General features: G+C 68.2%; 18 protein-coding genes, 1 tRNA gene and 1 pseudogene. 12 read left to right on the forward strand and 8 right to left on the reverse strand.

Annotated features, from left to right (window positions below; genetic code table 11):
- From BU28_RS0116045 to BU28_RS0116055, 3 genes and pseudogenes are all read right to left on the reverse strand, one after another.
- A pseudogene (locus tag BU28_RS0116045) lies at nt 1–235 on the reverse strand (IS110 family transposase); the annotation flags it as partial.
- Between the two features lie 72 nt (nt 236–307).
- Nucleotides 308–1,297, reverse strand: a complete 990-nt coding sequence (locus BU28_RS0116050; RefSeq protein WP_028720362.1) for a hypothetical protein — start codon at nt 1,295–1,297, stop codon at nt 308–310.
- An 86-nt stretch (nt 1,298–1,383) separates the two neighbouring features.
- Nucleotides 1,384–1,457, reverse strand: a tRNA-Gly gene (locus BU28_RS0116055).
- Nucleotides 1,458–1,560: 103 nt separating this feature from the next.
- Here BU28_RS0116055 and BU28_RS0116060 point away from each other — a divergent pair.
- Nucleotides 1,561–3,009, forward strand: coding sequence for a TrkH family potassium uptake protein (locus tag BU28_RS0116060; protein ID WP_028720363.1), 1,449 nt, complete (start codon nt 1,561–1,563; stop codon nt 3,007–3,009).
- Nucleotides 3,010–3,015: 6 nt separating this feature from the next.
- On the opposite strand, the gene BU28_RS0116065 is transcribed toward BU28_RS0116060, so the two are convergent.
- Nucleotides 3,016–4,491 (reverse strand): peptidoglycan-binding domain-containing protein, encoded by a 1,476-nt coding sequence (locus tag BU28_RS0116065; protein ID WP_028720364.1) that lies wholly within the window; start codon nt 4,489–4,491, stop codon nt 3,016–3,018.
- An 84-nt stretch (nt 4,492–4,575) separates the two neighbouring features.
- Here BU28_RS0116065 and BU28_RS0116070 point away from each other — a divergent pair, with 84 nt between their 5' ends.
- The 8 genes from BU28_RS0116070 (at nt 4,576) to glmM (ending at nt 14,884) form a co-directional block, all read left to right on the forward strand.
- A complete protein-coding gene (locus BU28_RS0116070; protein WP_028720365.1) occupies nt 4,576–5,538 on the forward strand; it encodes a glycine--tRNA ligase subunit alpha in 963 nt (320 codons plus the stop codon).
- Nucleotides 5,539–6,009, forward strand: a complete 471-nt coding sequence (locus BU28_RS0116075; protein WP_028720366.1) for a DUF6446 family protein — start codon at nt 5,539–5,541, stop codon at nt 6,007–6,009. It begins immediately after the preceding gene.
- Nucleotides 6,009–8,237: a glycine--tRNA ligase subunit beta gene (glyS, locus tag BU28_RS0116080; RefSeq protein ID WP_028720367.1), complete on the forward strand. Its 2,229-nt coding sequence runs from the start codon at nt 6,009–6,011 to the stop codon at nt 8,235–8,237. The genes BU28_RS0116075 and glyS overlap by 1 nt, the downstream gene beginning before the upstream one ends.
- A gap of 117 nt (nt 8,238–8,354) precedes the next feature.
- Nucleotides 8,355–10,916 carry a putative PEP-binding protein gene (locus BU28_RS0116085; protein WP_028720368.1) on the forward strand — a complete coding sequence of 854 codons (2,562 nt, stop codon included), beginning with the start codon at nt 8,355–8,357 and terminating at the stop codon, nt 10,914–10,916.
- 214 nt (nt 10,917–11,130) lie between these two features.
- Nucleotides 11,131–11,676 carry a cell wall hydrolase gene (locus BU28_RS0116090; RefSeq protein ID WP_028720369.1) on the forward strand — a complete coding sequence of 182 codons (546 nt, stop codon included), beginning with the start codon at nt 11,131–11,133 and terminating at the stop codon, nt 11,674–11,676.
- Between the two features lie 69 nt (nt 11,677–11,745).
- Nucleotides 11,746–12,528, forward strand: a complete 783-nt coding sequence (locus tag BU28_RS0116095) for a dihydroneopterin aldolase (protein WP_036763164.1) — start codon at nt 11,746–11,748, stop codon at nt 12,526–12,528.
- A gap of 41 nt (nt 12,529–12,569) precedes the next feature.
- Nucleotides 12,570–13,541 carry a dihydropteroate synthase gene (folP, locus tag BU28_RS0116100; protein ID WP_028720371.1) on the forward strand — a complete coding sequence of 324 codons (972 nt, stop codon included), beginning with the start codon at nt 12,570–12,572 and terminating at the stop codon, nt 13,539–13,541.
- The gene (gene glmM, locus BU28_RS0116105) at nt 13,538–14,884 is read left to right on the forward strand and encodes a phosphoglucosamine mutase (RefSeq protein WP_028720372.1); all 1,347 of its coding nucleotides are present in this window, start codon (nt 13,538–13,540) and stop codon (nt 14,882–14,884) included. The genes folP and glmM overlap by 4 nt, the downstream gene beginning before the upstream one ends.
- A 76-nt stretch (nt 14,885–14,960) precedes the next feature.
- On the opposite strand, the gene BU28_RS0116110 is transcribed toward glmM, so the two are convergent.
- Both BU28_RS0116110 and dksA read right to left on the reverse strand, forming a co-directional pair.
- Nucleotides 14,961–16,094 carry an FAD-dependent oxidoreductase gene (locus tag BU28_RS0116110; protein ID WP_028720373.1) on the reverse strand — a complete coding sequence of 378 codons (1,134 nt, stop codon included), beginning with the start codon at nt 16,092–16,094 and terminating at the stop codon, nt 14,961–14,963.
- Between the two features lie 46 nt (nt 16,095–16,140).
- Nucleotides 16,141–16,563: an RNA polymerase-binding protein DksA gene (gene dksA / locus BU28_RS0116115; protein ID WP_028720374.1), complete on the reverse strand. Its 423-nt coding sequence runs from the start codon at nt 16,561–16,563 to the stop codon at nt 16,141–16,143.
- A 159-nt stretch (nt 16,564–16,722) separates the two neighbouring features.
- On the opposite strand from dksA, the gene BU28_RS0116120 reads away from it, so the two are divergent.
- Together BU28_RS0116120 and BU28_RS0116125 are read left to right on the forward strand one after the other, a co-directional pair.
- Nucleotides 16,723–17,562 carry an AAA family ATPase gene (locus BU28_RS0116120; protein WP_028720375.1) on the forward strand — a complete coding sequence of 280 codons (840 nt, stop codon included), beginning with the start codon at nt 16,723–16,725 and terminating at the stop codon, nt 17,560–17,562.
- Nucleotides 17,559–18,002 (forward strand): GNAT family N-acetyltransferase, encoded by a 444-nt coding sequence (locus BU28_RS0116125; protein WP_028720376.1) that lies wholly within the window; start codon nt 17,559–17,561, stop codon nt 18,000–18,002. Before BU28_RS0116120 ends, BU28_RS0116125 begins: the two co-directional genes overlap by 4 nt.
- Nucleotides 18,003–18,020: 18 nt before the next feature.
- Here the strand turns inward: BU28_RS0116125 and BU28_RS0116130 are convergent, their stop codons facing one another.
- Nucleotides 18,021–18,893 (reverse strand): LysR substrate-binding domain-containing protein, encoded by an 873-nt coding sequence (locus BU28_RS0116130; RefSeq protein WP_028720377.1) that lies wholly within the window; start codon nt 18,891–18,893, stop codon nt 18,021–18,023.
- 99 nt (nt 18,894–18,992) lie between these two features.
- Here BU28_RS0116130 and BU28_RS0116135 point away from each other — a divergent pair, with 99 nt between their 5' ends.
- Nucleotides 18,993–19,280: a DUF1127 domain-containing protein gene (locus BU28_RS0116135; RefSeq protein ID WP_028720378.1), complete on the forward strand. Its 288-nt coding sequence runs from the start codon at nt 18,993–18,995 to the stop codon at nt 19,278–19,280.
- A gap of 123 nt (nt 19,281–19,403) precedes the next feature.
- Here BU28_RS0116135 and BU28_RS0116140 read toward each other — a convergent pair whose 3' ends face one another.
- Entirely contained in the window at nt 19,404–19,889 is a 486-nt protein-coding gene (locus tag BU28_RS0116140; protein ID WP_028720379.1) for a lytic transglycosylase domain-containing protein, read from the reverse strand.
- Between the last annotated feature and the right edge of the window lies 1 nt (nt 19,890).

The raw sequence follows: 19,890 nt of genomic DNA on the forward strand, positions 1-19,890 counted from the left end.
AGGCCGGCGGGATGAGCCGCACCTCATGGCCCAGCTTCCCGATCTCACGACCCCAGAAATGGGCGCCACCGCACGCCTCCATCACGACGACGCAGGATGGTAGCTGGCTGAAGAACGCCAGCACCTGGTCCCGCCGAAGCTTCTTGCGCAGCACCGCTCGCCCAGAAGCGTCGGCCCCGTGAAGCTGAAACACATGCTTCGCAAGATCGAGCCCGATCGTGGTAATCTCCGACATGACCTCTCCCCTCTGTGGATCGTCCCAGACCCACCCTGGCACAGCGAAGCCGTCGGGGGGGCGGTCACATCATCAGAGCCCCGTGGTGTGCACGTCCTCCACACGCAGGCCCGTCACCTCAGCAAGGCGACACCCCGTACCCTCGATTATGCGCCAGATCAGGGCCAGCTCAGGCGAAGCGTTGGCAAGCACCCTTTGGCGTGTCTTTGCGAGCACAGCGGACGGCAGGGGGTCCCGCTTCTCGGAAGCCTTCTGCCCGTGCCCCTTCGCCACACGGGCGACCGGGAGGCGGCTGAACGGGTTCTGAACGGCAGCAGAGATGCCGAACTCGGAGCGGGCGAAGTTGATTACAGCCGAAATGATAGAGATCTCGCGGGATACTGTCGCCGCGCTCACCTTTGCGCCGACCCCCCGCCCGGTTTCCTTCACCCTGTCCAGCATGTGATCCCGAACTTGCCGGGCATCCTCTCGGGTTATGGCCGAGAGGGCAGGGTCCCGTCCGAGAGCCTCGATTACGGCCCCCACAACGCGCCTTGTCAGCCCCACAACGCGCTTGTCAGTCTCGGGGCTATCTTCATGCAGGTGCTCTGCCAGATAAAGGTTGAGGGCATCGCTCAGGGTTGGCTCTGGGCGGGGATAGCGGTCGGGGCCGGAACGTAGGATATTGATGGCGTGTCGATCCACGGGCGCGGCATTGATCGGGTTGCCCGTCTCTGCGTCCAGCCGATAGCGGGCGACAATCTGATCCACCACCGCGTCCCTCAGATGGTCCGCCGCGTCGTCTGGCAGGATCGTCCGCAATTGTCTGAGGGCCTCCTGATATGCCTCCCGTTCCGTCTGGGTGGGAGCGGCCTTTGCGCCCTGTCGCAGCGCCTCAGCTATCTCCCGTTCCACCTGCGCATGGAAGATGGGCCAAGCCTTCAAAGCCTCCCGCTCGGTGTCGCCCAGCTTCCGCTTGAACTCGCGCTTTGCGATGATTCCCGCGACGACCTTGGGGACGCGTCTGCGGTATTGGAAAGAGCCGGATTTGGTTCTCTCAACGTGCTTCAAAACAAGCCCCATGTGTGCCCTTTGTGTGCCTGAGTGTGCACCGAAAGGAATCGCAAGTCACGGAAATTGTTGATAAACAAGCGATATAGCGCTTGAATTGGAGCGGGTGATGGGAATCGAACCCACGTATTCAGCTTGGAAGGCTGCTGCTCTACCATTGAGCTACACCCGCGTCAGGGCTTTCTATAGGCAAGCGGACACAGGCTTGCAAGCGTCGTGCGCCGTCCCCCTGCCGCCAGCTTGACGGCGACGGGGGCGCACGGCAAGCAAGGTCCATGATCGACGTTCGTCCCGTGGCCAATACGATCGGCAGGCTGGTCATCACGCTGGGGGCGGCGATGATGCTGCCGGCTGTCGTCGATTGGTGGGCGGGCGATCCGCATTGGAAAAGCTTTCTGGAATCGGCGATCCTGACTGCGCTGGCCGGCGCCTTCATCACGCTGTCCACCCGGGGCGTGGACCGCACCCTGACCATGGAGCAGGCCTTCCTTATGACCGCCGCGATCTGGGCGGTGCTGCCGGCGGCGGGGGCCGTGCCCTTCATGATCGGCGCGCCGCATGCCAGCTTCACCGACGCCTATTTCGAGGCGATGTCGGGCCTGACCACGACCGGCACCACCGCCTTCGTCGGGCTGGACCACCTGCCCAAGGGCACGAACCTGTGGCGCGCCTTCCTGAACTGGGCGGGGGGCTTGGGGATCATCGTCGTCGCCATGATCTTCCTGCCGGTGATGAAGGTCGGCGGCATGCAGTTCTTCAAGTCCGAGGGCTTCGACACGCTGGGCAAGATCCTGCCCCGCGCCTTCGACATCGCGCGCGAGACGACGGCCGTCTATTTCGCGCTGACCTGCACCTGCATGGTGGTCTATATCCTGCTGGGCATGACCGGGTTCGACGCGCTGGTGCTGGCGCTGTCGACCTGCTCGACGGGCGGCTTTTCAAACTACGACAGCAGCTTCGCGCCCTTCATCGGGCCGGCGGAATATGCGGCCTCGTTCTTCATGATCCTGGCCTCGCTGCCCTTCATCCGCATGGTGCAGCTGATCCGGGGCTCGGCCCAGCCCTTGTGGCGCGACATCCAGGTGCGGGCCTATCTGCGCTGGACGGCCTATGCCATCACGGCCATCGTGGTCTATCGGCTGCTGTGGCTGGACACCAAGGACCCGCTTCATGTCCTGCGCGAGACGACGTTCAACGTCATCTCGACCTTCTCGGGGACGGGCTTTGCCTCGACCGACGTACAGCTTTGGGGGCATTTCCCCTTTGTGATCCTGGTGATCGTCGGGCTGATCGGGGGCTGCACCGGCTCGACATCCTGCTCGGTCAAGGTGTTCCGCTATCTGGTGCTGATCCAGGCGGTCAAGACGCAGCTGCGCCGGATGCAGTCGCCGCACCGCATCTTTCCGCTGCTTTACGACCGCCGCCCGCTGGACGAGGACGTGGTGGATTCGGTCATGGCCTTCTTTACCCTGTTCATGCTGACCTTCGGCCTGCTGATCGTGGGGCTGGCGATGACCGGGCTGCATCCCCGCACCGCGCTGACCGGGGCCTGGACGGCCATCGCCAACGTGGGCGTGATCTGGGGGCCCGAGCTTAGCCCGAACGGCGCGGTCAGGGATATCCCGACCGCCGCCAAATGGCTGATGAGCCTGGGCATGTATGTCGGCCGGCTGGAGCTGCTGACCGTGCTGGTCATTCTGATGCCCCGGTTCTGGCGCGCCTGAAGGGGGTCAGTTCGCGGCCGGGATCGCCGGCGCCTGGGTCGCGGCGACGGTGGCGCCGGGGGCAAAGCGGGTCAGGGTGTCGGCGATCTCGGCGCTCAGCCGGCGGGCCTCCTCGGGGTCCTGGGCGGGCCAGATCAGGACAAAGCCTTGCACCATGCCGTCGACGACCCGGCCCTCGGCATGGCCGATATGGGTGTCGTTCCGCCCGTGCAGGGTGACGGCGCCGCGTTCCACCCGGCGCTCGGGACTGGGCACCCAGCCAAGCGCGGTGACGAGGCCGGCCAGGTCCAGCATCTCCTGCTGCCCGCCGGGCTGGCTGAACAGGATCAGCGCCGCGCCGGACCCGTCCTTGGGCCCATAGATCGACAGCGCCCGTTCCGAGCGGTCGAACTGCAGCCTGTCCATCGGCGCGGGCAGTTCCAGCCCGGTGTGGTCGTCGCGCAGCTGCGTCAGACCGATCTCGGCCCGCCAGGCCTCGCGCCGGCGGATCAGCTCGGCCATGGCCGTCGCGGTGTCGGGCGAGGCGCGCAGCCGCACGATTTCCTCGGCGATGGCCTTTTGCGTCATCGGCCCGTCCTTGCCGTCGATGGGGCCGTCGTAATGCCCGGCCCACCGCAGGGCGCGCTGGATTTCCTCAAGCGGCGGCATGGGCACGGGCGCGGCATCGGGGCCGGGCGGCGGCCCCAGGTCGGGCTTGGCGCCGATGACCGCGATCTCGCCCAGCTTGTCGCCCTCGGTCAGATAGGCGTCGCGCGTTACGGCGTCGGCATTGCGCAGGGCGCGCAGCCAGGCCTTGCCCGTGACTTCGTCCATCGGACCGAAGGCCACGGCCAGGCGGCCGTTCGGCAGGGACCACAGCGCGGCCTCGGGCAGGGTCTCGCGCCATTTGGCCAGCATCTCCTCGGCCTTGGCGCGGTCGGTGGTGGAATCGATGCGGATGAAGAACTGCTCGGGCGGCGGGGCAGGCTCGGCTGTGGCCGCTTCGGCGGCAGCGGGCAAGGCCGTAGGGGCCGCGGGCGCGTCCTCTCCTGCCAGGTCGCCCAGCACCGGCTCGGCCATGCCGTCGGCTGGTGCGCCGGTCGCGGGCGCCGCGCCCTGCGGAAAGGTCGAGGCGTTGCCCGCCGCCGGCGCCTCGGCCGGGGTCGGGGTCGGGGCCGAGGCTCCCGCCAGGGGCGTCAGGGCGCGGCCTTCGGCGGCCGACAGGAAGCTGTCGCCCGGCACTTTGCGCTCGGTCTTCAACTGCTCCAGCCGGGTCTCGGCCTCGGCCCGGGGCATCGGACCCAGCGCGATCGCCACCCAGTTGTCGCCGGCCGGGAACGTCACCACGTCGGGAAACTGCGTCGCCCAGCCTTGGGCGGCCGCCTGGGCCGCGTCCGCGCCGCGCTTGGCCTCGATGCGGATCACCACATCCTCGGCCCATGCGCCTGGCGCCGCGCCGACCAGCGGCAGCGCCGCACCCAAGACGAAAGCAAAGCGCCGCATCCGTGTCCCTCTCATTGACCCTGCGCCGCCCTCTGCCTAGAAGGCGGCAGACATTTCCTGCCAGTTATGCCGAAGGATGCAGCGATGACCAGCCCCCAGGACAATCAGACGGCGAAACCCGTCTGCTTTCAGGACGTGATCCTGCGGCTGCAGTCCTATTGGGCGGGGCAGGGCTGCGCCGTTCTGCAACCCTATGACATGGAGGTGGGCGCGGGCACCTTTCACCCCGCGACCACGCTGCGCAGCCTTGGTGCGCGGCCTTGGGCTGCGGCCTATGTCCAGCCCTCGCGCCGCCCGACCGACGGCCGCTATGGCGAGAACCCGAACCGGCTGCAGCACTATTACCAGTACCAGGTCATCATCAAACCCAGCCCTGCGAACCTGCAGGACCTGTATCTGGGCAGCCTCAAGGCCATCGGCCTGGACCCGATGATCCATGACGTGCGCTTCGTCGAGGACGACTGGGAAAGCCCGACGCTCGGCGCCTGGGGCCTGGGCTGGGAGGTCTGGTGCGACGGCATGGAGGTCAGCCAGTTCACCTATTTCCAGCAGGTCGGCGGCCACGACTGCCGCCCGGTCTCGGGCGAGCTGACCTATGGCCTTGAACGGCTGGCCATGTATGTGCTGGGGGTCGAGCATGTCATGGACATGCCCTTCAACCATCCCGAAAGCCCCATTCCGCTGAGCTATGGCGACATCTTCCGCCAGGCCGAGCGGGAATATTCTCGCTGGAACTTCGACCAGGCCGATACCGACACGCTGCTGCAGCACTTCAAGGACGCCGAGGCGGAATGCGACCGCATCCTGACCGCGTCCGAGACCGACGCCGCCGGCCGCACGATCCCGATGGCGCATCCGGCCTATGACCAGGCGATCAAGGCCAGCCACCTGTTCAACCTCTTGGACGCGCGCGGCGTGATCTCGGTCACCGAGCGTCAGGCCTATATCGGCCGCGTCCGCGCGCTGGCGAAACGCTGCGCCGACCTGTTCGTGACCACCTCGGCCGCGACGGGCGAGGCGCTGCCCGCCTTTCCGGCAGGGGCCTGAATGAACGGCCGCATTCCCGCGCTGGTCCTGATCTGCGCCGCGGTCGCTGCGGGCGTGGGCGTCTGGTATGCGCAGGAATACGGCTTTTACGACCGGCTGGACCCGGCCGGCGTGACGCTGGCCGTGATGGCCCAGGGCAAGCCCGTGCCCCTGGCCGCGCGCGAGGTGCAGGCCATCGACGCCGACAGCTCGCCCATCCGCTGGCGCGCCTGCTTTCGGCTGACCGGCGCCCTGCCCGAGGGGGCCGAGCCCTTTTCCCAGCCGACGCCCCTGATCGGGCCGCGCTGGTTTTCCTGCTTCGACGCCGGCCGGATCGAGGCCGACCTGAAATCCGGCGCGGCGCAGGCCTATCTTGGCCAGCCCGAGGTTCGCCCCGACGTCGACCGCGTGATCGCGGTCTATCCCGACGGGCGCGCCTACGGCTGGCAGCAATTCAACGACAAGACCCCCGAACGCGGAGTGATGGACTGATGCCCGACCTTCTGATCGAGCTTTTCTCGGAGGAAATCCCGGCGCGGATGCAGGCCCGTGCCCGCGAGGACCTGAAGAAACTCGTCACCGACGGGCTGGTCGTGGCCGGGCTGACCTATGCCTCGGCCGGCGCCTTCTCGACCCCGCGCCGGCTGGCGCTGGCGGTCGAGGGGCTGACCGCCCACAGCCCGACCACGCGCGAGGAACGCAAGGGCCCGCGCACCGACGCGCCCGACGCGGCGCTGCAAGGCTTCCTGCGCTCGACGGGGCTCAGCAAGGATCAGCTGGAGGCCCGCGACGACAAGAAGGGCCAGGTCTGGTTCGCCGTGATCCAGAAACCCGGCCGCCCGGCGTCCGAGATCGTGGCCGAGGTGCTGGAAGCCGCCATCCGCAATTTCCCCTGGCCCAAGTCGATGCGCTGGGGCGCCGGCAGCCTGCGCTGGGTCCGCCCGCTGCATTCCATCATCTGCCTTCTGTCGGACGAATCCGGCGCGACCGTGGTGCCGTTCCAGATCGAGGGCATCGCCGCCGGCAACACGACGCGCGGCCACCGCTTCATGGCCCCCGGTGCCTTCACCGTCTCGGGTTTCGACGACTACGCCGCCAAGTTGCGCCGCGCCAAGGTCATGCTGGACAGCCACGAACGCGAAGCCGCGATCCGGCAAGAGGCCGCGAACCTCGCCTTTGCCCGCGGCTGGGAGATCGTTCCGGACGAGGGGCTGCTGTCCGAGGTCGCCGGCCTCGTCGAATGGCCCGTTCCGCTGATGGGCGCCATCGAGGACCGCTTCCTGTCCCTGCCGCCCGAGGTTCTGCAAACCTCGATGAAGGAACACCAGAAGTTCTTCTCGGCCCGCAATCCCAAGACCGGCCGGATCGAGGGTTTCGTGACGGTCGCCAATATCGAGACCCCGGACCACGGCGACACCATCCTGAAGGGCAACCAGCGCGTGCTGGCCGCGCGTCTGTCCGACGCGGCCTTCTTCTGGGACAACGACCTGCGCGAGGCGCGGGCCGGGATGGCGACCTGGGCCGAGGGGCTGAAATCGGTGACCTTCCAGAGCAAGCTGGGATCGCAGGCGGATCGGGTGGCGCGCATCGCAGCCCTGGCACGCGAGATCGCCCCGCTGGTCGGCGCCGACCCGGATCAGGCCGAAGACGCCGCTAAGATCGCGAAGCTCGACCTGCGCTCGGCCATGGTCGGCGAGTTCCCCGAGCTGCAAGGCACCATGGGCCGGTATTACGCGCTGGAGGCTGGCAAGGATGCCGCCGTGGCCGACGCCGCCCGCGATCACTATTCTCCGCTTGGGCCGTCGGATGCAGTGCCCACCGCCCCGGTCTCGGTCGCGGTGGCGCTGGCTGACAAGCTTGACACGCTGACCGGCTTCTGGGCGATTGACGAGAAGCCCACGGGGAGCAAGGACCCCTTTGCCCTACGCCGCGCCGCGCTGGGGGTGATCCGGCTGGTGCTGGGGAATGGGGTGCGAATGTCATTGAGCACCCTGCTGCTGCGTCCGTTCGTGCATATTTCTGGCAAGCTCAGAATGGACGAAAAGTTCGCTGCCGTTGAGCCAGCATATGAGGGACTAAAAGGGGTTGGCCAACCGAAACTTGCGGCTGGTGCCTTGGAGAGTTTTACATCAGACGTGATCGAAGAGACGCGTCAGAAGGAAAAACAAATCGTTGAAGAACTGCGGAGATTGAGCGCCGACCTCCTCGCCTTCCTCCACGACCGCCTCAAAGTCTACCTCCGCGACCAAGGCATCCGCCACGACATCATCGACGCCGTCATCGCCATGCCCGGCAACGACGACCTCGTGCTGCTGGTCAACCGCGCCACCGCGCTCAACGACGTCTTGAAGACCGAGGACGGCACCAACCTGCTGCAAGGCCTGAAACGCGCCGGCAACATCCTCGCCCAGGCCGAGGACAAGGACGGCGTCGAATACAGCTTCGGCGCCGATCCGAAGTTCGCGGAAACCGATCAGGAACGCGCCCTTTTCGCCGCCCTCGACAAGGCCGAGCCCGCGATCCGCGAGGCCGTGCGGCTCGAGGACTTCCAGGCCGCGACCCAGGGCATCGCCACGCTGCGCGCGCCCATCGACGCCTTCTTCGAGGCGGTGCAGATCAACACCGACAACCAGGTCCTGCGCCGCAACCGCCTGAACCTCTTGTCCCGCATCCGCGAGGCCGGCCGCCTGATCGCCGATTTCGGCAAGATCGAGGGCTGAACCGCTCACCGTTTGGCAAATACCCCGGGGGGTCCGGGGGCGGCGCCCCCGGTCCGGCGCCGCCCCTCGTTTCCGCGCTTGCAGCATGTCCCGGCGCGCGCCTAAGGTGACGCGATCATGACCGCCCTGTTTGAACCCGACGCCATCATCGAAATCACCCCCTCGGCGGGGGTTTCGACGGCGCGCCACGGCTGGCGCGCGAAATGCCTGCAACGGCTGGTGCGAATGGACCTGCCGGTGCCGACCAGCTTTGCGCTGTCGGCCGACGCGGTGCGCGCCATCGCGGCCGGGCAGATGCCGGAGCGATCCTACCTGGCGGCGATGGTCGAGCGCGCGAACGGGCTGGTCAGCGTGCGGCCCTCGGCGGTCGATCCGGCCTGGGGCGGGCCGGGGACGGTCCTGAACGTGGGCATCAACGACGCGCTGCACCGCCGGCTGGTCGAAAGCCACGGCCAGGCGGCGGCCGATGCGCTGTATCTGGGCTTCGTGCAGGCCTATGCCATCCACGTCGCGCGGCTTGACCCGGACATGTTCTCGGACAGCGAAGGCGGGCTTGCCGCCGCCCTGCGCGCCTATGAGGCCGAGACGGACGAGGAATTCCCCCAGGATCCCGCCCGCCAGCTGGCCGAGGTGCTGCGCAGCATGGCGCGCGCCTGGGACGGGCCGACCGCGCGGCTGCTGCGCCAGGCCAAGGGCGCGCCCTCCATCGCGCCGCTGGGGCTGGTCGTGCAGGACATGGCGCTGGCCATGGGGCCGGGCGTCACCGGCTCGGGCACGATCCAGTTCATCGACAGCGTGACCGGCACCCCCCGCATCACCGGGCGCTTTCGCGGCCAAAGCCAGGGCCGTACACGCGGCGCCGGGGCCGAGACGCTGTATCTGACCCGCGACCCGCGCGGCCCCAGCTTCGAGGAAGCCGCGCCCGAGGTCTTTGCCGACCTGGTCCGGTTCGGCGTCGCCGCCCGCGAACGCCTGCGCGAGGAGATGCAGATCGAATTCGTCGTGACCGACGGGCGGCTGTCGATCATCGACGCGACGCGGGTGCCGCGCAATTCGCGCGCCAGCGTGCGCATCGCCACGGCGCTCGCCCGCGACGGCATCATCCCCCCGGCCGAGGCGGTGATGCGGGTCGAGCCGCGGGCGCTCTCGGACCTGTTGCACCACCAGGTCGATCCGCGCGCGCCGCGCGACATCCTGGCGCGGGGCATCAACGCCAGTCCCGGCGCCGCCACCGGCCGCATCGTTTTCACCGCCGCCGCCGCCCAGGCCGCCGAGGCGCGGGGCGAACGCGCGGTCCTGGTCCGGCGCGAGACGGTCCCCGAGGACATCCGGGGCATGCACGCCTCGGTCGCGGTCCTGACCGAACGCGGCGGCATGACCAGCCACGCCGCCGTCATCGCGCGCGGCCTGGGGCTGCCCTGCATCGTGGGCGCCAGCGGCATCAGCATCGACACCCGCGCCCGCACCCTGCAGGTCGGCCCCCGCATCCTGCACGAGGGCGAGGAGATCACCATCGACGGCACCTCGGGCGAGGTGCTGGCCGGCGCGGCCGAGATGCTGGAGCCGGCGCTGGACGACAGCTTCACCCAGCTTCTGGACTGGGCGGACGACCACTGCCGGATCAAGGTCCGCGCCAATGCCGACACGCCCGAGGACGCCCGCACCGCCCGCACCTTCAACGCGCAGGGCATCGGGCTTTGCCGCACCGAACACATGTTCTTCGACGACGAGCGCCTGCCCGCCATGCGCGAGATGATCTTTGCCGACAAGCCCGAGGATCGCCGCCTGTCGCTGGAGCGCCTGCTGCCGATGCAGCGCAGCGACTTTGCCGCGCTGTTCGAGATCATGGCCGGGCTGCCCGTCACCATCCGCCTGTTCGACCCGCCGCTGCACGAATTCCTGCCCCACGACCGCGAAGGGATGCGCGAACTGGCCGAATCGCTGGACCTGCCGCTGTCGGACGTGACCCGCCGGGTCGAGGCGCTCAGCGAATTCAATCCGATGCTGGGGATGCGCGGCGTGCGGCTGGGCATCACCGTCCCCGAGATCTACGACATGCAGGCCCGCGCCATCTTCGAGGCGACGATCCTGGCCAGCCGGAACGGCGCGCCGGTGGTGCCGGAAATCATGATCCCCCTGGTCAGTGCCCGGCGCGAGGTCGAACTGGTCAAGAACCGCATCGACGCCGTCGCCGCCGCCGTCAGGAACGAGACGCGCAAGGATTTCACCTATCGCCTGGGCGTCATGGTCGAAACCCCGCGCGCCGCGCTGCGGGCGGGCGACATCGCCGAACACGCGGCCTTTCTGTCCTTCGGCACGAACGACCTGACGCAGATGACCTATGGCCTGTCGCGCGACGATGCCGGCCGTTTCATGGGCACCTATGTCGGCCAGGGCGTCTATGCCGAGGACCCGTTCCACATCCTGGATTGCGAGGGCGTGGGCGAGCTTGTCGCCATCGGCACCGAACGGGCGCGCAGCCGCGCGCCGGGGATCACCATCTCGGTGTGCGGGGAACATGGCGGCAACCCGGAATCGATCGCCTTCTGCCTGCGGGCGGGGGTGAACTATGTCTCGTGCTCGCCCTTCCGGGTGCCGGTGGCGCGCCTTGCCGCGGCGCAGGAATCGATTCTGATGGCCCGCGCAGCGGCCCAAAACGAGCCGATCACCAAGTCGTAAGAAGGCGGCCTTTTGGCTGGAACCCGCCCGTTAACCTTTTCGGCGTCGGCAGGTTTCCGCTAAAATCATCGATTTAGCGGCTTTTTTCCCCTTTCACCAAGATGTGGGGTGGATCGTCGCATCCGGTTTCGGCCCATTGGCGCCAGAAAGGGCCCGCAGCGGTCCGATGACGAAACCGACCGGACAGTGACCGGAACCCAGTAACAGGACAAACATGCCGACACCTCAGTCATGGCTGGCGCGCGTTGCCTTGTGTGTTGCCGTCGCGCTTTCTTCAGTCGTGGCCGCCCCTGCCTTCGCGGACACCCAAGCCCAACGCCAGGGCGCGCAAGCCCAGCAAAAGACCAAGCGCCTCGCCGCCACGCCGGCGGCAAGCATCTCGACCCGCGACCTGCAGTGCCTGTCCGAGGCGCTGTATTTCGAAGCCCGCGGCGAGGGCGCCCAGGGCCAGCGCGCAGTAGCCGAGGTCATTCTCAACCGCGTGGATCATCCCCGGTTCCCGAAAAGCGTCTGCGGCGTCGTGAACCAGAGCGGTCAGTTCACCTATAAGAAGACCCGCATCCGCGAACGCGGCGCCTTTGCCCGCGCCCAGCAGATCGCCCAGGCCGCCCTGTCGGGCGCGCCGCGCAATCTGACCGATGGCGCGACCTATTTCCACACCCGGGCGGTCAAGCCCTCGTGGTCGCGCAAGTTCGAACGGACGGCGCGCATCGGCAGCCACGTGTTCTATCGCTCGGACCGCCGGCTGGCGTCGAACTGACGCAATCCTGCCATGCCACCTGCGGTCCCGTCCTTGCGGCGGGGCCGTTTTTCGTCGATGAGAAGGCGCATGGACCAGCCCGACCGCATCCACCTGCGCGATTACATCGTCTCGACCGAAATCGGCGCCTTCCAGACGGAACGCGGCCTGAACCAGCGTCTGCGCTTCAACATCGACGTGGCGCTGGCCAGCCCGGTCGCCGGCGCCGGGGACGAGGTCGACCGCATCCTCAGCTATGACATCCTGACGGGGGCGGTATCGGCGGGGCTGGCGGATCGCCGCTATGACCTGCTGGAAACCCTGGCCGAACAGATCGCCGCCCTGATCCTGGCGCATCCCGGCGCGGCCGAGGTCGCGGTGACGGTGGAAAAGCTGGACCGTGTGCCGGGGGCGCTGGGCGTGACGCTGGTGCGCAACCGGGCGCGGGTGGCCGCCGAACCGGCGAGGGCGCCGATCCGGGTGGTCTTTCACGGCGTCGACAGGGACTTGCCGCCAGGCGCGGTGGCGCTGGTGCCCGACGCCCCCCGCCTGCCGCTGCCCCAGGGCGGCCACGCGCGCGAGATCGCGCTGCTGGCGCTGGACCAGGCCGCCTGGGCGCTGGCCGGCCGTCTGGGCCTGACCGTCGCCGACAGCCGGACCGAGCTTGACTGGGCTGCCGCCGAGTCGCGCGCCGTCGTCTGGGCCCCCGCGCGCATGGCGCGCGACGTGCCCGACCTTGCGCCCGAGCCCATGGCCTTGGCGCTGTGGCTGGCGCAAAGGCTCGGGGCCACGCGGCTGGACTGGGCCCTGCGCGACGGCGAGGCGCCGCCCGCGCCCCCCGCAGGTTTTTCCATCCCGACCGGGCGGCTGTGAGCGGCCTTTGCTTTGCCGGCCGCCGGGGCTAGGAATGGCGCATGAGCGACTATTTCCGTCCCATTCCCTGCGACCACGGCCGCTGGCGCCTTGCCGGCGGCTGGGTGCGCTTTTCGCAACTGGAACTGCTGGCGCGGGGCCAGCCCCCCCGTGTGGTCGACAGCGCCCCGCCCGAGGTGCTGGAGGCGCTGACCGCGCCACGCCCCGCGGTGTTGGGTCTGTCGCTGGACCGCCCCCGGATCATGGGAATCGTCAACGCCACGCCCGACAGCTTTTCGGACGGCGGCCGCTATGACGGCGCGACCCACGCCCGCGCGCTGGTCGGGCAGGGCGCCGCGATCCTGGACGTGGGCGGCGAATCGACCCGCCCCGGCGCGGCCGAGGTGCCGGTGCCCGACGAAACCGCCCGGATCCTGCCGGTCATCGGCGCCGCGCGCGGCCTGGCCCCGATCTCGGTCGATACCCGCAAGGCGGCGGTCGCCCAGGCCGCCATCGCGGCGGGGGCGGGGATGGTCAACGATGTCTCGGGACTGGATTTCGATCCCGGCATGGCGGGGGTGGTGGCGCGGGCGGGCGTCGCGCTGTGCCTGATGCACGCGCAGGGCATCCCCGAGACGATGCAGGACAATCCGACCTATGGCGACGTGCTGCTGGACGTCTATGACGCGCTGGCCGAACGCATCTCCCGGGCCGAGGCGGCGGGAATCCCCCGCGACAGGATCGTGATCGACCCGGGCATTGGTTTCGGCAAGACCCAGGCGCATAATCTGGCGATCCTGCGACGGATCTCGGTCTATCACGGTCTGGGCTGCGCGGTGCTGCTGGGGGTGTCCCGCAAGGGCTTCATCGGCGCCATCGGCGGCGCGGCGCGCGCGGCGGACCGGGCCGCCGGGACGCTGGCGGTGACGCTGGCGGGGGTCGCGCAGGGCATACAGATCCACCGCGTCCATGACGTGGAAGAAACAAGGCAGGGTCTGGCGCTGTGGCGCGCCGTGACCGGAGGGGACGAATGAGCAGCAGGAAACTTTTCGGCACCGACGGCGTCCGGGGCCGCGCCAACAGCCATCCGATGACGGCCGAGCTGGCGCTGCGCCTGGGGGCCGCCGCCGGGCGCTATTTCCGCCGGGGCGGGCAGGACCATCACCGCGTCGTCATCGGCAAGGACACCCGCCTGTCGGGCTACATGCTGGAAAACGCGCTGACGGCCGGGCTGACCAGCACGGGCATGAACGTCTTGCTGCTGGGGCCGGTGCCGACGCCCGCCGTGGGCTATCTGACGCGGTCGATGCGGGCGGACCTGGGCATCATGATCTCGGCCAGCCACAACCCGGCGGCGGACAACGGCATCAAGTTCTTCGGCCCCGACGGCTTCAAGCTGTCGGACGAGGCCGAGGCCGAGATCGAGCGCATCGTCGCGGGTGCCATCGACCTGGCGCAACCCCAGAACATCGGCCGCGCCAAGCGCATCGACGACGGCCGCGGGCGCTATGTCGAATATGCCAAGACCACCTTCCCGGCCGGCCAGCGGCTGGAGGGGCTGAAGGTGGTGATCGACTGCGCCAATGGCGCCGCCTATCGCGCCGCGCCGGACGTGCTGTGGGAACTGGGGGCCGAGGTGATCCCGCTGGGCGTTCATCCGAACGGCAACAACATCAACGAGGGCGTGGGCTCGACCCACCCCGAGGCCTGCGCGCGGGCGGTGCTGGAGCACGGCGCCGACCTGGGCATCAGCCTGGACGGCGACGCCGACCGGGTGATGATCATCGACGAAAAGGGCCAGGTAGCGGACGGCGACCAGATCATGGCGCTGCTGGCGGGCCGCTGGGCGGACCAGGGCCGGCTGCGCGGCGGCGCGCTGGTCGCCACGGTCATGTCGAACCTGGGGCTGGAGCGGTTCCTGCAGGACCGTGGGTTACGGCTGGAGCGCACCGCCGTCGGCGACCGCTACGTGGTCGAGCGGATGCGCGGCGCGGGCTTCAACCTGGGCGGCGAGCAGTCGGGCCATATCGTGATGACCGACTATGCCACCACCGGCGACGGGCTGATCGCGGGGTTGCAGTTCCTGGCGGCGCTGTCGGACAGCGGCCGGCGCGCCTCGGACCTGGTGGCGCAGTTCCAGCCGGTGCCGCAGATGCTGAAGAACGTGCGCTATGCCCAGGGCGCCGACCCGCTGTCGGCCGAGGCCGTCAAGGCCGAGATCGCCCGGGCCGAGGCGCGGCTGAACGGCCAGGGCCGCGTCCTGATCCGCAAGTCGGGCACGGAACCCCTGATCCGCGTGATGGCCGAGGCCGAGGACGAGCATGTCCTGCGCGAGGTCGTGGACGGTATCGTCGCGGCGGTCGAGAAGGCGGCCTGAACCCTGCAGCGGCGTCCCTGGTGGCGCCGCCGTCACTTGGGTATTTGAAAAACGGAGAAAGTCCGCCGCCGTCGGGTCAGAGCGCCGTAGGATCGTAATCGTAGAGCCAGGCGAAGCGTTCGATCAGGCGGGCGGGCGCTAGCGTCGAGACGGCGCGCAGCCCGGCATGGGCCACGGCGCGGGCCGGGCCCTGCAGGTGGTAATTGCGGGCATTGTCGTTCGCTGCCTTGACGATGCGCTGGCAACGGGGCTGGCGCAGCGCCTGATAGCGCGCCAGGGCCGGGGTCAGTTCGTCCTCGGAAAGGCAGGCGGCCAGCACCCAGGCATCCTCGATCGCCATGACGGCGCCCTGGGCGAGGAAGGGCAGGGTGGGATGGGCGGCGTCGCCGATCAGCGCCACCGCCGGGCCTTGTCCCGCGGGGCGCTGCCAATGTGCAGCGACGGGATGGCGGAACAGGCCCCACAGGCTGACCTGATCGACCGTCGCCAGCCAGTCCGGCACCGGTCCGCCGAAATGGCCGAAGGCCGCGCGCAGATCGGCGGGATCGCCCGGCTGGGACCAGCCCTCGTCCCGCCAGTCGGGGCGTTCGACCACGGCGACGATGTTGCGCATTCCCTGGCCCAGGGGATAGCTGACGAGATGCCGCCCTGGGCCCATGAAGACCTGCGCGGCGGGTTGGGCCCCCGGCTCGGCCGGGATCACGGCGCGCCAGGCGGTCTGGCCGGTGAAGAAGGGAATCTCGGGCCCGTTCAGCAGGGGACGCATGCGGCTTTTCACCCCGTCGGCCCCGACGACCAGGTCGGCCTGCGGCGGCGTGGCGATATCCTGGTCCAGAAGGATGCAGGCGCCGGCGTCCCGGGCGGCATCGGCCAGCAGCTCCAGAAGCCGCGCGCGGTGGACCAGGCGAAAGCGGTCCTTCGGCCGGTACCGCGCAAGGTCCAGCCTGGCGACCAGCCGGGCCGAGGAGTCGCGCAGCTCGACCCGCTCGGACGGGACCGAGACCGCCTGCAGCCGGGGCCACAGGTCAAGGGCGTCGAGGACGCGCAGAGCATTGGGAGAGAGTTGCAGCCCCGCGCCAACCTCGCGCAGCGCATCGGCGCGTTCGTGGACGGTGACGCTTGCGCCGCGCCGGGCCAGCGCCGTGGCGGCGGTCAGGCCCGCGATTCCGGCGCCGACGATGGCAATGGACAGGGAGTGCAGCTTGGACATGCGGCTTGATGGCGCAGGTGCACGGGGCACATGCGCGCCCCAGGGATCAGTCGTCGCGGTGGACGCGCTCGCGCCGCTCGTGTCTTTCCTGCGCTTCCAGCGTCATGGTCGCGATCGGACGGGCATCGAGGCGCTTCAGGCTGATCGGTTCCCCGGTCATTTCGCAATAGCCGTATTCGCCGGTCTCGATCCGCCGCAGGGCTGCGTCGATCTTGCTGACCAGCTTGCGCTGGCGGTCGCGGGTGCGCAGTTCCAGCGAGCGGTCCGTTTCTTCGGACGCCCGGTCGGCCAGGTCTGGCACATTGCGGGCGCTGTCCTGCAAGCCTTCCAGCGTTTCGGCGGACTGGTCCAGAAGCTCCTGCTTCCAGGCGACCAGCTTGCGGCGAAAATACTCGAGCTGCCGCTCATTCATGAAAGGTTCGTCTTCGGCGGGGCGATAATCTTCGGGCAGAAAGGTCTGGGCTTTCATCGTTCCTCCGGGAGCCGGGGCTCTGTGCCAGCTCCTTGCGGCCCCCTTAAAGGAAGCCCGGCGGAATGTCACTATGCCTTTCCGGCAGGTCGGGCCGCCTGCGCTTGCGAAGCCCGGGCGAGGCTTCTAGGCTGCCGGCGTTGCACAAGGGACAGGCGGATGCAGTTTTCTTCGACCCCGGATTATGTGGTGCCGCCCGACCTGGCGGTGGCGGTCAACGCCGCGATCACGCTGGAACGGCCGCTGCTGGTCAAGGGCGAACCGGGCACCGGCAAGACCGAACTGGCGCGCCAGGTGGCAACCAGCCTGGGTCTGCCGATCATCGAATGGAACGTGAAATCAACGACCCGGGCGCAGCAGGGGCTTTACGAATACGACGCCGTGTCGCGGCTGCGCGACAGCCAGCTGGGGGACGGGCGCGTCCACGACATCGCCAATTACATCCGCAAGGGCAAGCTGTGGCAGGCCTTCGAGGCGCCGGGCAAGGTCGTCCTGCTGATCGACGAGATCGACAAGGCCGATATCGAGTTTCCGAACGACCTGCTGCAGGAACTCGACCGGATGGAGTTTCACGTCTACGAGACCGGAGAGACGATTCGCGCCCGGCACCGGCCGGTGGTCGTCATCACCTCGAACAACGAAAAGGAACTGCCGGACGCGTTCCTGCGCCGCTGCTTCTTTCACTACATCCGCTTTCCCGATGCCGAGACGCTGCAGAAGATCGTCGAGGTGCATTTCCCCCGGCTGAAACCCCGCCTGCTGGACGAGGCGCTGACCCAGTTCCTTGAACTGCGCGCGGTGCAGGGGCTGAAGAAGAAGCCGTCGACCAGCGAACTGCTGGACTGGCTGAAGCTGATCTTGGCCGAGGACCTGGCCCCCGAGGACCTGAAGCGCCCGGCGGGCGAGGTGCTGCCCAAGCTGCACGGCGCGCTGCTGAAGAACGAACAGGATGTGGCCCTGTTCGAGCGGCTGGCCTTTCTGGCGCGGCGGCAGCGATGATCCGCGACTTGCGCCCCGACGACCGCGCGGCCTGGCAGCGGCTTTACGAGGGTTATCAGGCGTTCTACGGCTTTCCCGACCGGCCCCGGGGTTTCTATGACAAGGCCTTCGCCCGGCTGATGGCGCGGGATGCGCGGGATTTCCGCGGGCTGGTCTTTGACGACGGAACGGGGCTGCTGGGGCTGGTGCATTACGTCTTTCACCCGAACCTGTGGCGGGACGAGGGCGTGTGCTATCTGCAGGACCTGTTCACCGACCCGCAGGCGCGCGGTCGGGGCGTGGCGCGCGGGCTGATCGAGGCGGTCTATGCCGCCGCCGATGCGGCGGGTGTCCCCGCCGTCTACTGGCTGACGGCCGAGGACAATTATGCGGGCCGGATGCTTTACGACAAGGTGGCGCAACGCTCGCCCTTCATCCGGTATCAGCGGCGGCTGGGGTAGGGCTTTGGCCCGTCGCGGTCATTCGTGCCGGCCAAAGCTTTCGCGCACATGATCCGCAAAAGCCTGCGCCGCCGAGCCGATATCGGGGTTTTTCTGAAGCCTCAACTGATAGGAACCGATCGCGCCGAAGCCGTCCTTTTCCGTCAGCCGGCGATGCTGTTCGTCCACCAGGCTGACCGGCAAAGGCGCAATCGCCAGGTCGGCCATGACTGCCGCCAACTGACCGGCGGCGGCCTCCGACGTATAGGCGATCCTGTAGCGGCGGCCGTTCTTGTCGAGTGCGGCAAGGGCCGCGGCCCGCCAGGGGCATCCATGCGAGGACAGGGCGAGCGGCACGGGGGTCCTGGAGAATGCCATGCCGTCGCGGGCGCCGACCCAGACGAGAGGCTCCGAATGAATGACCTCTCCCGGTGCCGGATCGGATTGGGCCGAGACGGTGAGGATCATGTCGATCTCTGCCGCCTCGAACCGCCGGGCCAGGTTCACGCTGGTCGACAGAAAGACCTCGACCTCGACAAGGGGATGGGTCGCGGCAAAGCGTGACAGGATCGCGGGAAGAGAGCGCACGCCGAAATCGTCGGGGGCGCCGAACCGGACTCGTCCTTCAAGCTGCGGCACCCGAAAGCGGGACAGAGCCTCGTCATTGATGCGCAGGATGTCCCTGGCATGGACAAGAAATGCCTCGCCGTCCGCGGTCAGCGTCACATGGCGCGGGTGCCGGACAAACAGGGCGCGCCCCAGCTGATCCTCAAGCCGCCTGATCTGCATGCTGACCGCAGAGGGAGTCCTGAACACCCGTTTTGCCGCGACCGTGAAGTTCCCGGTCTCGGAGATGGTCACGAATGTCTTCAGAAGGTCGGTCTCGAGAAGATTGTTCTGCTGCGGTTGCATGGCCCGTCTCGATCAATTTCCCTGAACGATACACTAAGAACTATGCGCTGTATTGAAGAATATCGTCATGCGACCTTGACCTGAACAAAGGAGGTCAGGATGGCCAAGGAAACATGCACCATGAACCCGCCCTCACGTAACCCGTGGATCGGAGCTGCCCTGCGTGGCTCGTTTTCGCGGCTGCGAGGACTGTTTGAAACCTATCGTCAGAACAGGGAGAGGCGCGACGCGTTCCTGAACTTGCTTCGCCTGGACGACCAGATTCTGGACGATATCGGCGTGAGCCGGGCAGAGGTGGCATGCGCTGCCCGCCTGCCGCTTCGATTGAACGCATCAGATATGCTGACAGCCAAGGCGCGCGCACGACGGAAGGGGTGGATCGGCTAGCATAGGGCGGACCCAGCCCTGGCAGGCTGCGGGACCGCAGCCGTTGCGTTCCGAAGCGCGCATCGCAACCCGCAACGAAAAAGCCCGCCTTGCGGCGGGCCGGTCGGTCGGGTCGGGCTGCATTCAGCGCAGCCCGGTTTCGTCTAGCAGGCCCTTTTTCTTGGCCTCGTAGTAATAGCCGCGAGAATACCATTTCACCGCGCCGTCGTAATTGCCGCCAGCCACCAGATAAGCGCCGCGCAGGTATTTCACGCCGTATTTCAGGTTGGTTTCCGCATCCAGCAGGCCCGAGGCGCCGCCCTTGTAGCCCATGCCCCGCGCGGTGGCCGGCAGCATCTGCATCAGCCCGTAATACGGGCCGTTGCGGGCGCCGGGACGATGGCGCGATTCGCGGATGATGACGCGGTGGACCAGATCGACCGGGACCTGGTATTCGGTCGCATATTTGTCGATCAGCCGGCGCAGTTCGGGCGTCTCGTTGGGATGCAGGCGCATCGTCTGGGCCGCCGAGACGCGGGGTTCGACCAGATAGCGGCGGTCGGGATCGACGCGGTTGTCGCCACAGGCGCCCAGAGCGAATACACCACCCAGTGCCAGCACTTGGATCAAC

The sequence above is a fragment of the Paracoccus yeei ATCC BAA-599 genome (assembly GCF_000622145.1).
Classification (GTDB): domain Bacteria; phylum Pseudomonadota; class Alphaproteobacteria; order Rhodobacterales; family Rhodobacteraceae; genus Paracoccus; species Paracoccus yeei.

Excerpts from the sequence above, each read along its gene's own strand:
- BU28_RS0116050 (WP_028720362.1), bottom strand. The coding sequence starts at position 1,297 with ATGGGGCTTGTTTTGAAGCACGTTGAGAGAACCAAATCCGGCTCTTTC.
- BU28_RS0116060 (WP_028720363.1), top strand. The coding sequence starts at position 1,561 with ATGATCGACGTTCGTCCCGTGGCCAATACGATCGGCAGGCTGGTCATC.
- BU28_RS0116065 (WP_028720364.1), bottom strand. The coding sequence starts at position 4,491 with ATGCGGCGCTTTGCTTTCGTCTTGGGTGCGGCGCTGCCGCTGGTCGGC.
- BU28_RS0116070 (WP_028720365.1), top strand. The coding sequence starts at position 4,576 with ATGACCAGCCCCCAGGACAATCAGACGGCGAAACCCGTCTGCTTTCAG.
- BU28_RS0116075 (WP_028720366.1), top strand. The coding sequence starts at position 5,539 with ATGAACGGCCGCATTCCCGCGCTGGTCCTGATCTGCGCCGCGGTCGCT.
- glyS (WP_028720367.1), top strand. The coding sequence starts at position 6,009 with ATGCCCGACCTTCTGATCGAGCTTTTCTCGGAGGAAATCCCGGCGCGG.
- BU28_RS0116085 (WP_028720368.1), top strand. The coding sequence starts at position 8,355 with ATGACCGCCCTGTTTGAACCCGACGCCATCATCGAAATCACCCCCTCG.
- BU28_RS0116090 (WP_028720369.1), top strand. The coding sequence starts at position 11,131 with ATGCCGACACCTCAGTCATGGCTGGCGCGCGTTGCCTTGTGTGTTGCC.
- BU28_RS0116095 (WP_036763164.1), top strand. The coding sequence starts at position 11,746 with ATGGACCAGCCCGACCGCATCCACCTGCGCGATTACATCGTCTCGACC.
- folP (WP_028720371.1), top strand. The coding sequence starts at position 12,570 with ATGAGCGACTATTTCCGTCCCATTCCCTGCGACCACGGCCGCTGGCGC.
- glmM (WP_028720372.1), top strand. The coding sequence starts at position 13,538 with ATGAGCAGCAGGAAACTTTTCGGCACCGACGGCGTCCGGGGCCGCGCC.
- BU28_RS0116110 (WP_028720373.1), bottom strand. The coding sequence starts at position 16,094 with ATGTCCAAGCTGCACTCCCTGTCCATTGCCATCGTCGGCGCCGGAATC.
- dksA (WP_028720374.1), bottom strand. The coding sequence starts at position 16,563 with ATGAAAGCCCAGACCTTTCTGCCCGAAGATTATCGCCCCGCCGAAGAC.
- BU28_RS0116120 (WP_028720375.1), top strand. The coding sequence starts at position 16,723 with ATGCAGTTTTCTTCGACCCCGGATTATGTGGTGCCGCCCGACCTGGCG.
- BU28_RS0116125 (WP_028720376.1), top strand. The coding sequence starts at position 17,559 with ATGATCCGCGACTTGCGCCCCGACGACCGCGCGGCCTGGCAGCGGCTT.
- BU28_RS0116130 (WP_028720377.1), bottom strand. The coding sequence starts at position 18,893 with ATGCAACCGCAGCAGAACAATCTTCTCGAGACCGACCTTCTGAAGACA.
- BU28_RS0116135 (WP_028720378.1), top strand. The coding sequence starts at position 18,993 with ATGGCCAAGGAAACATGCACCATGAACCCGCCCTCACGTAACCCGTGG.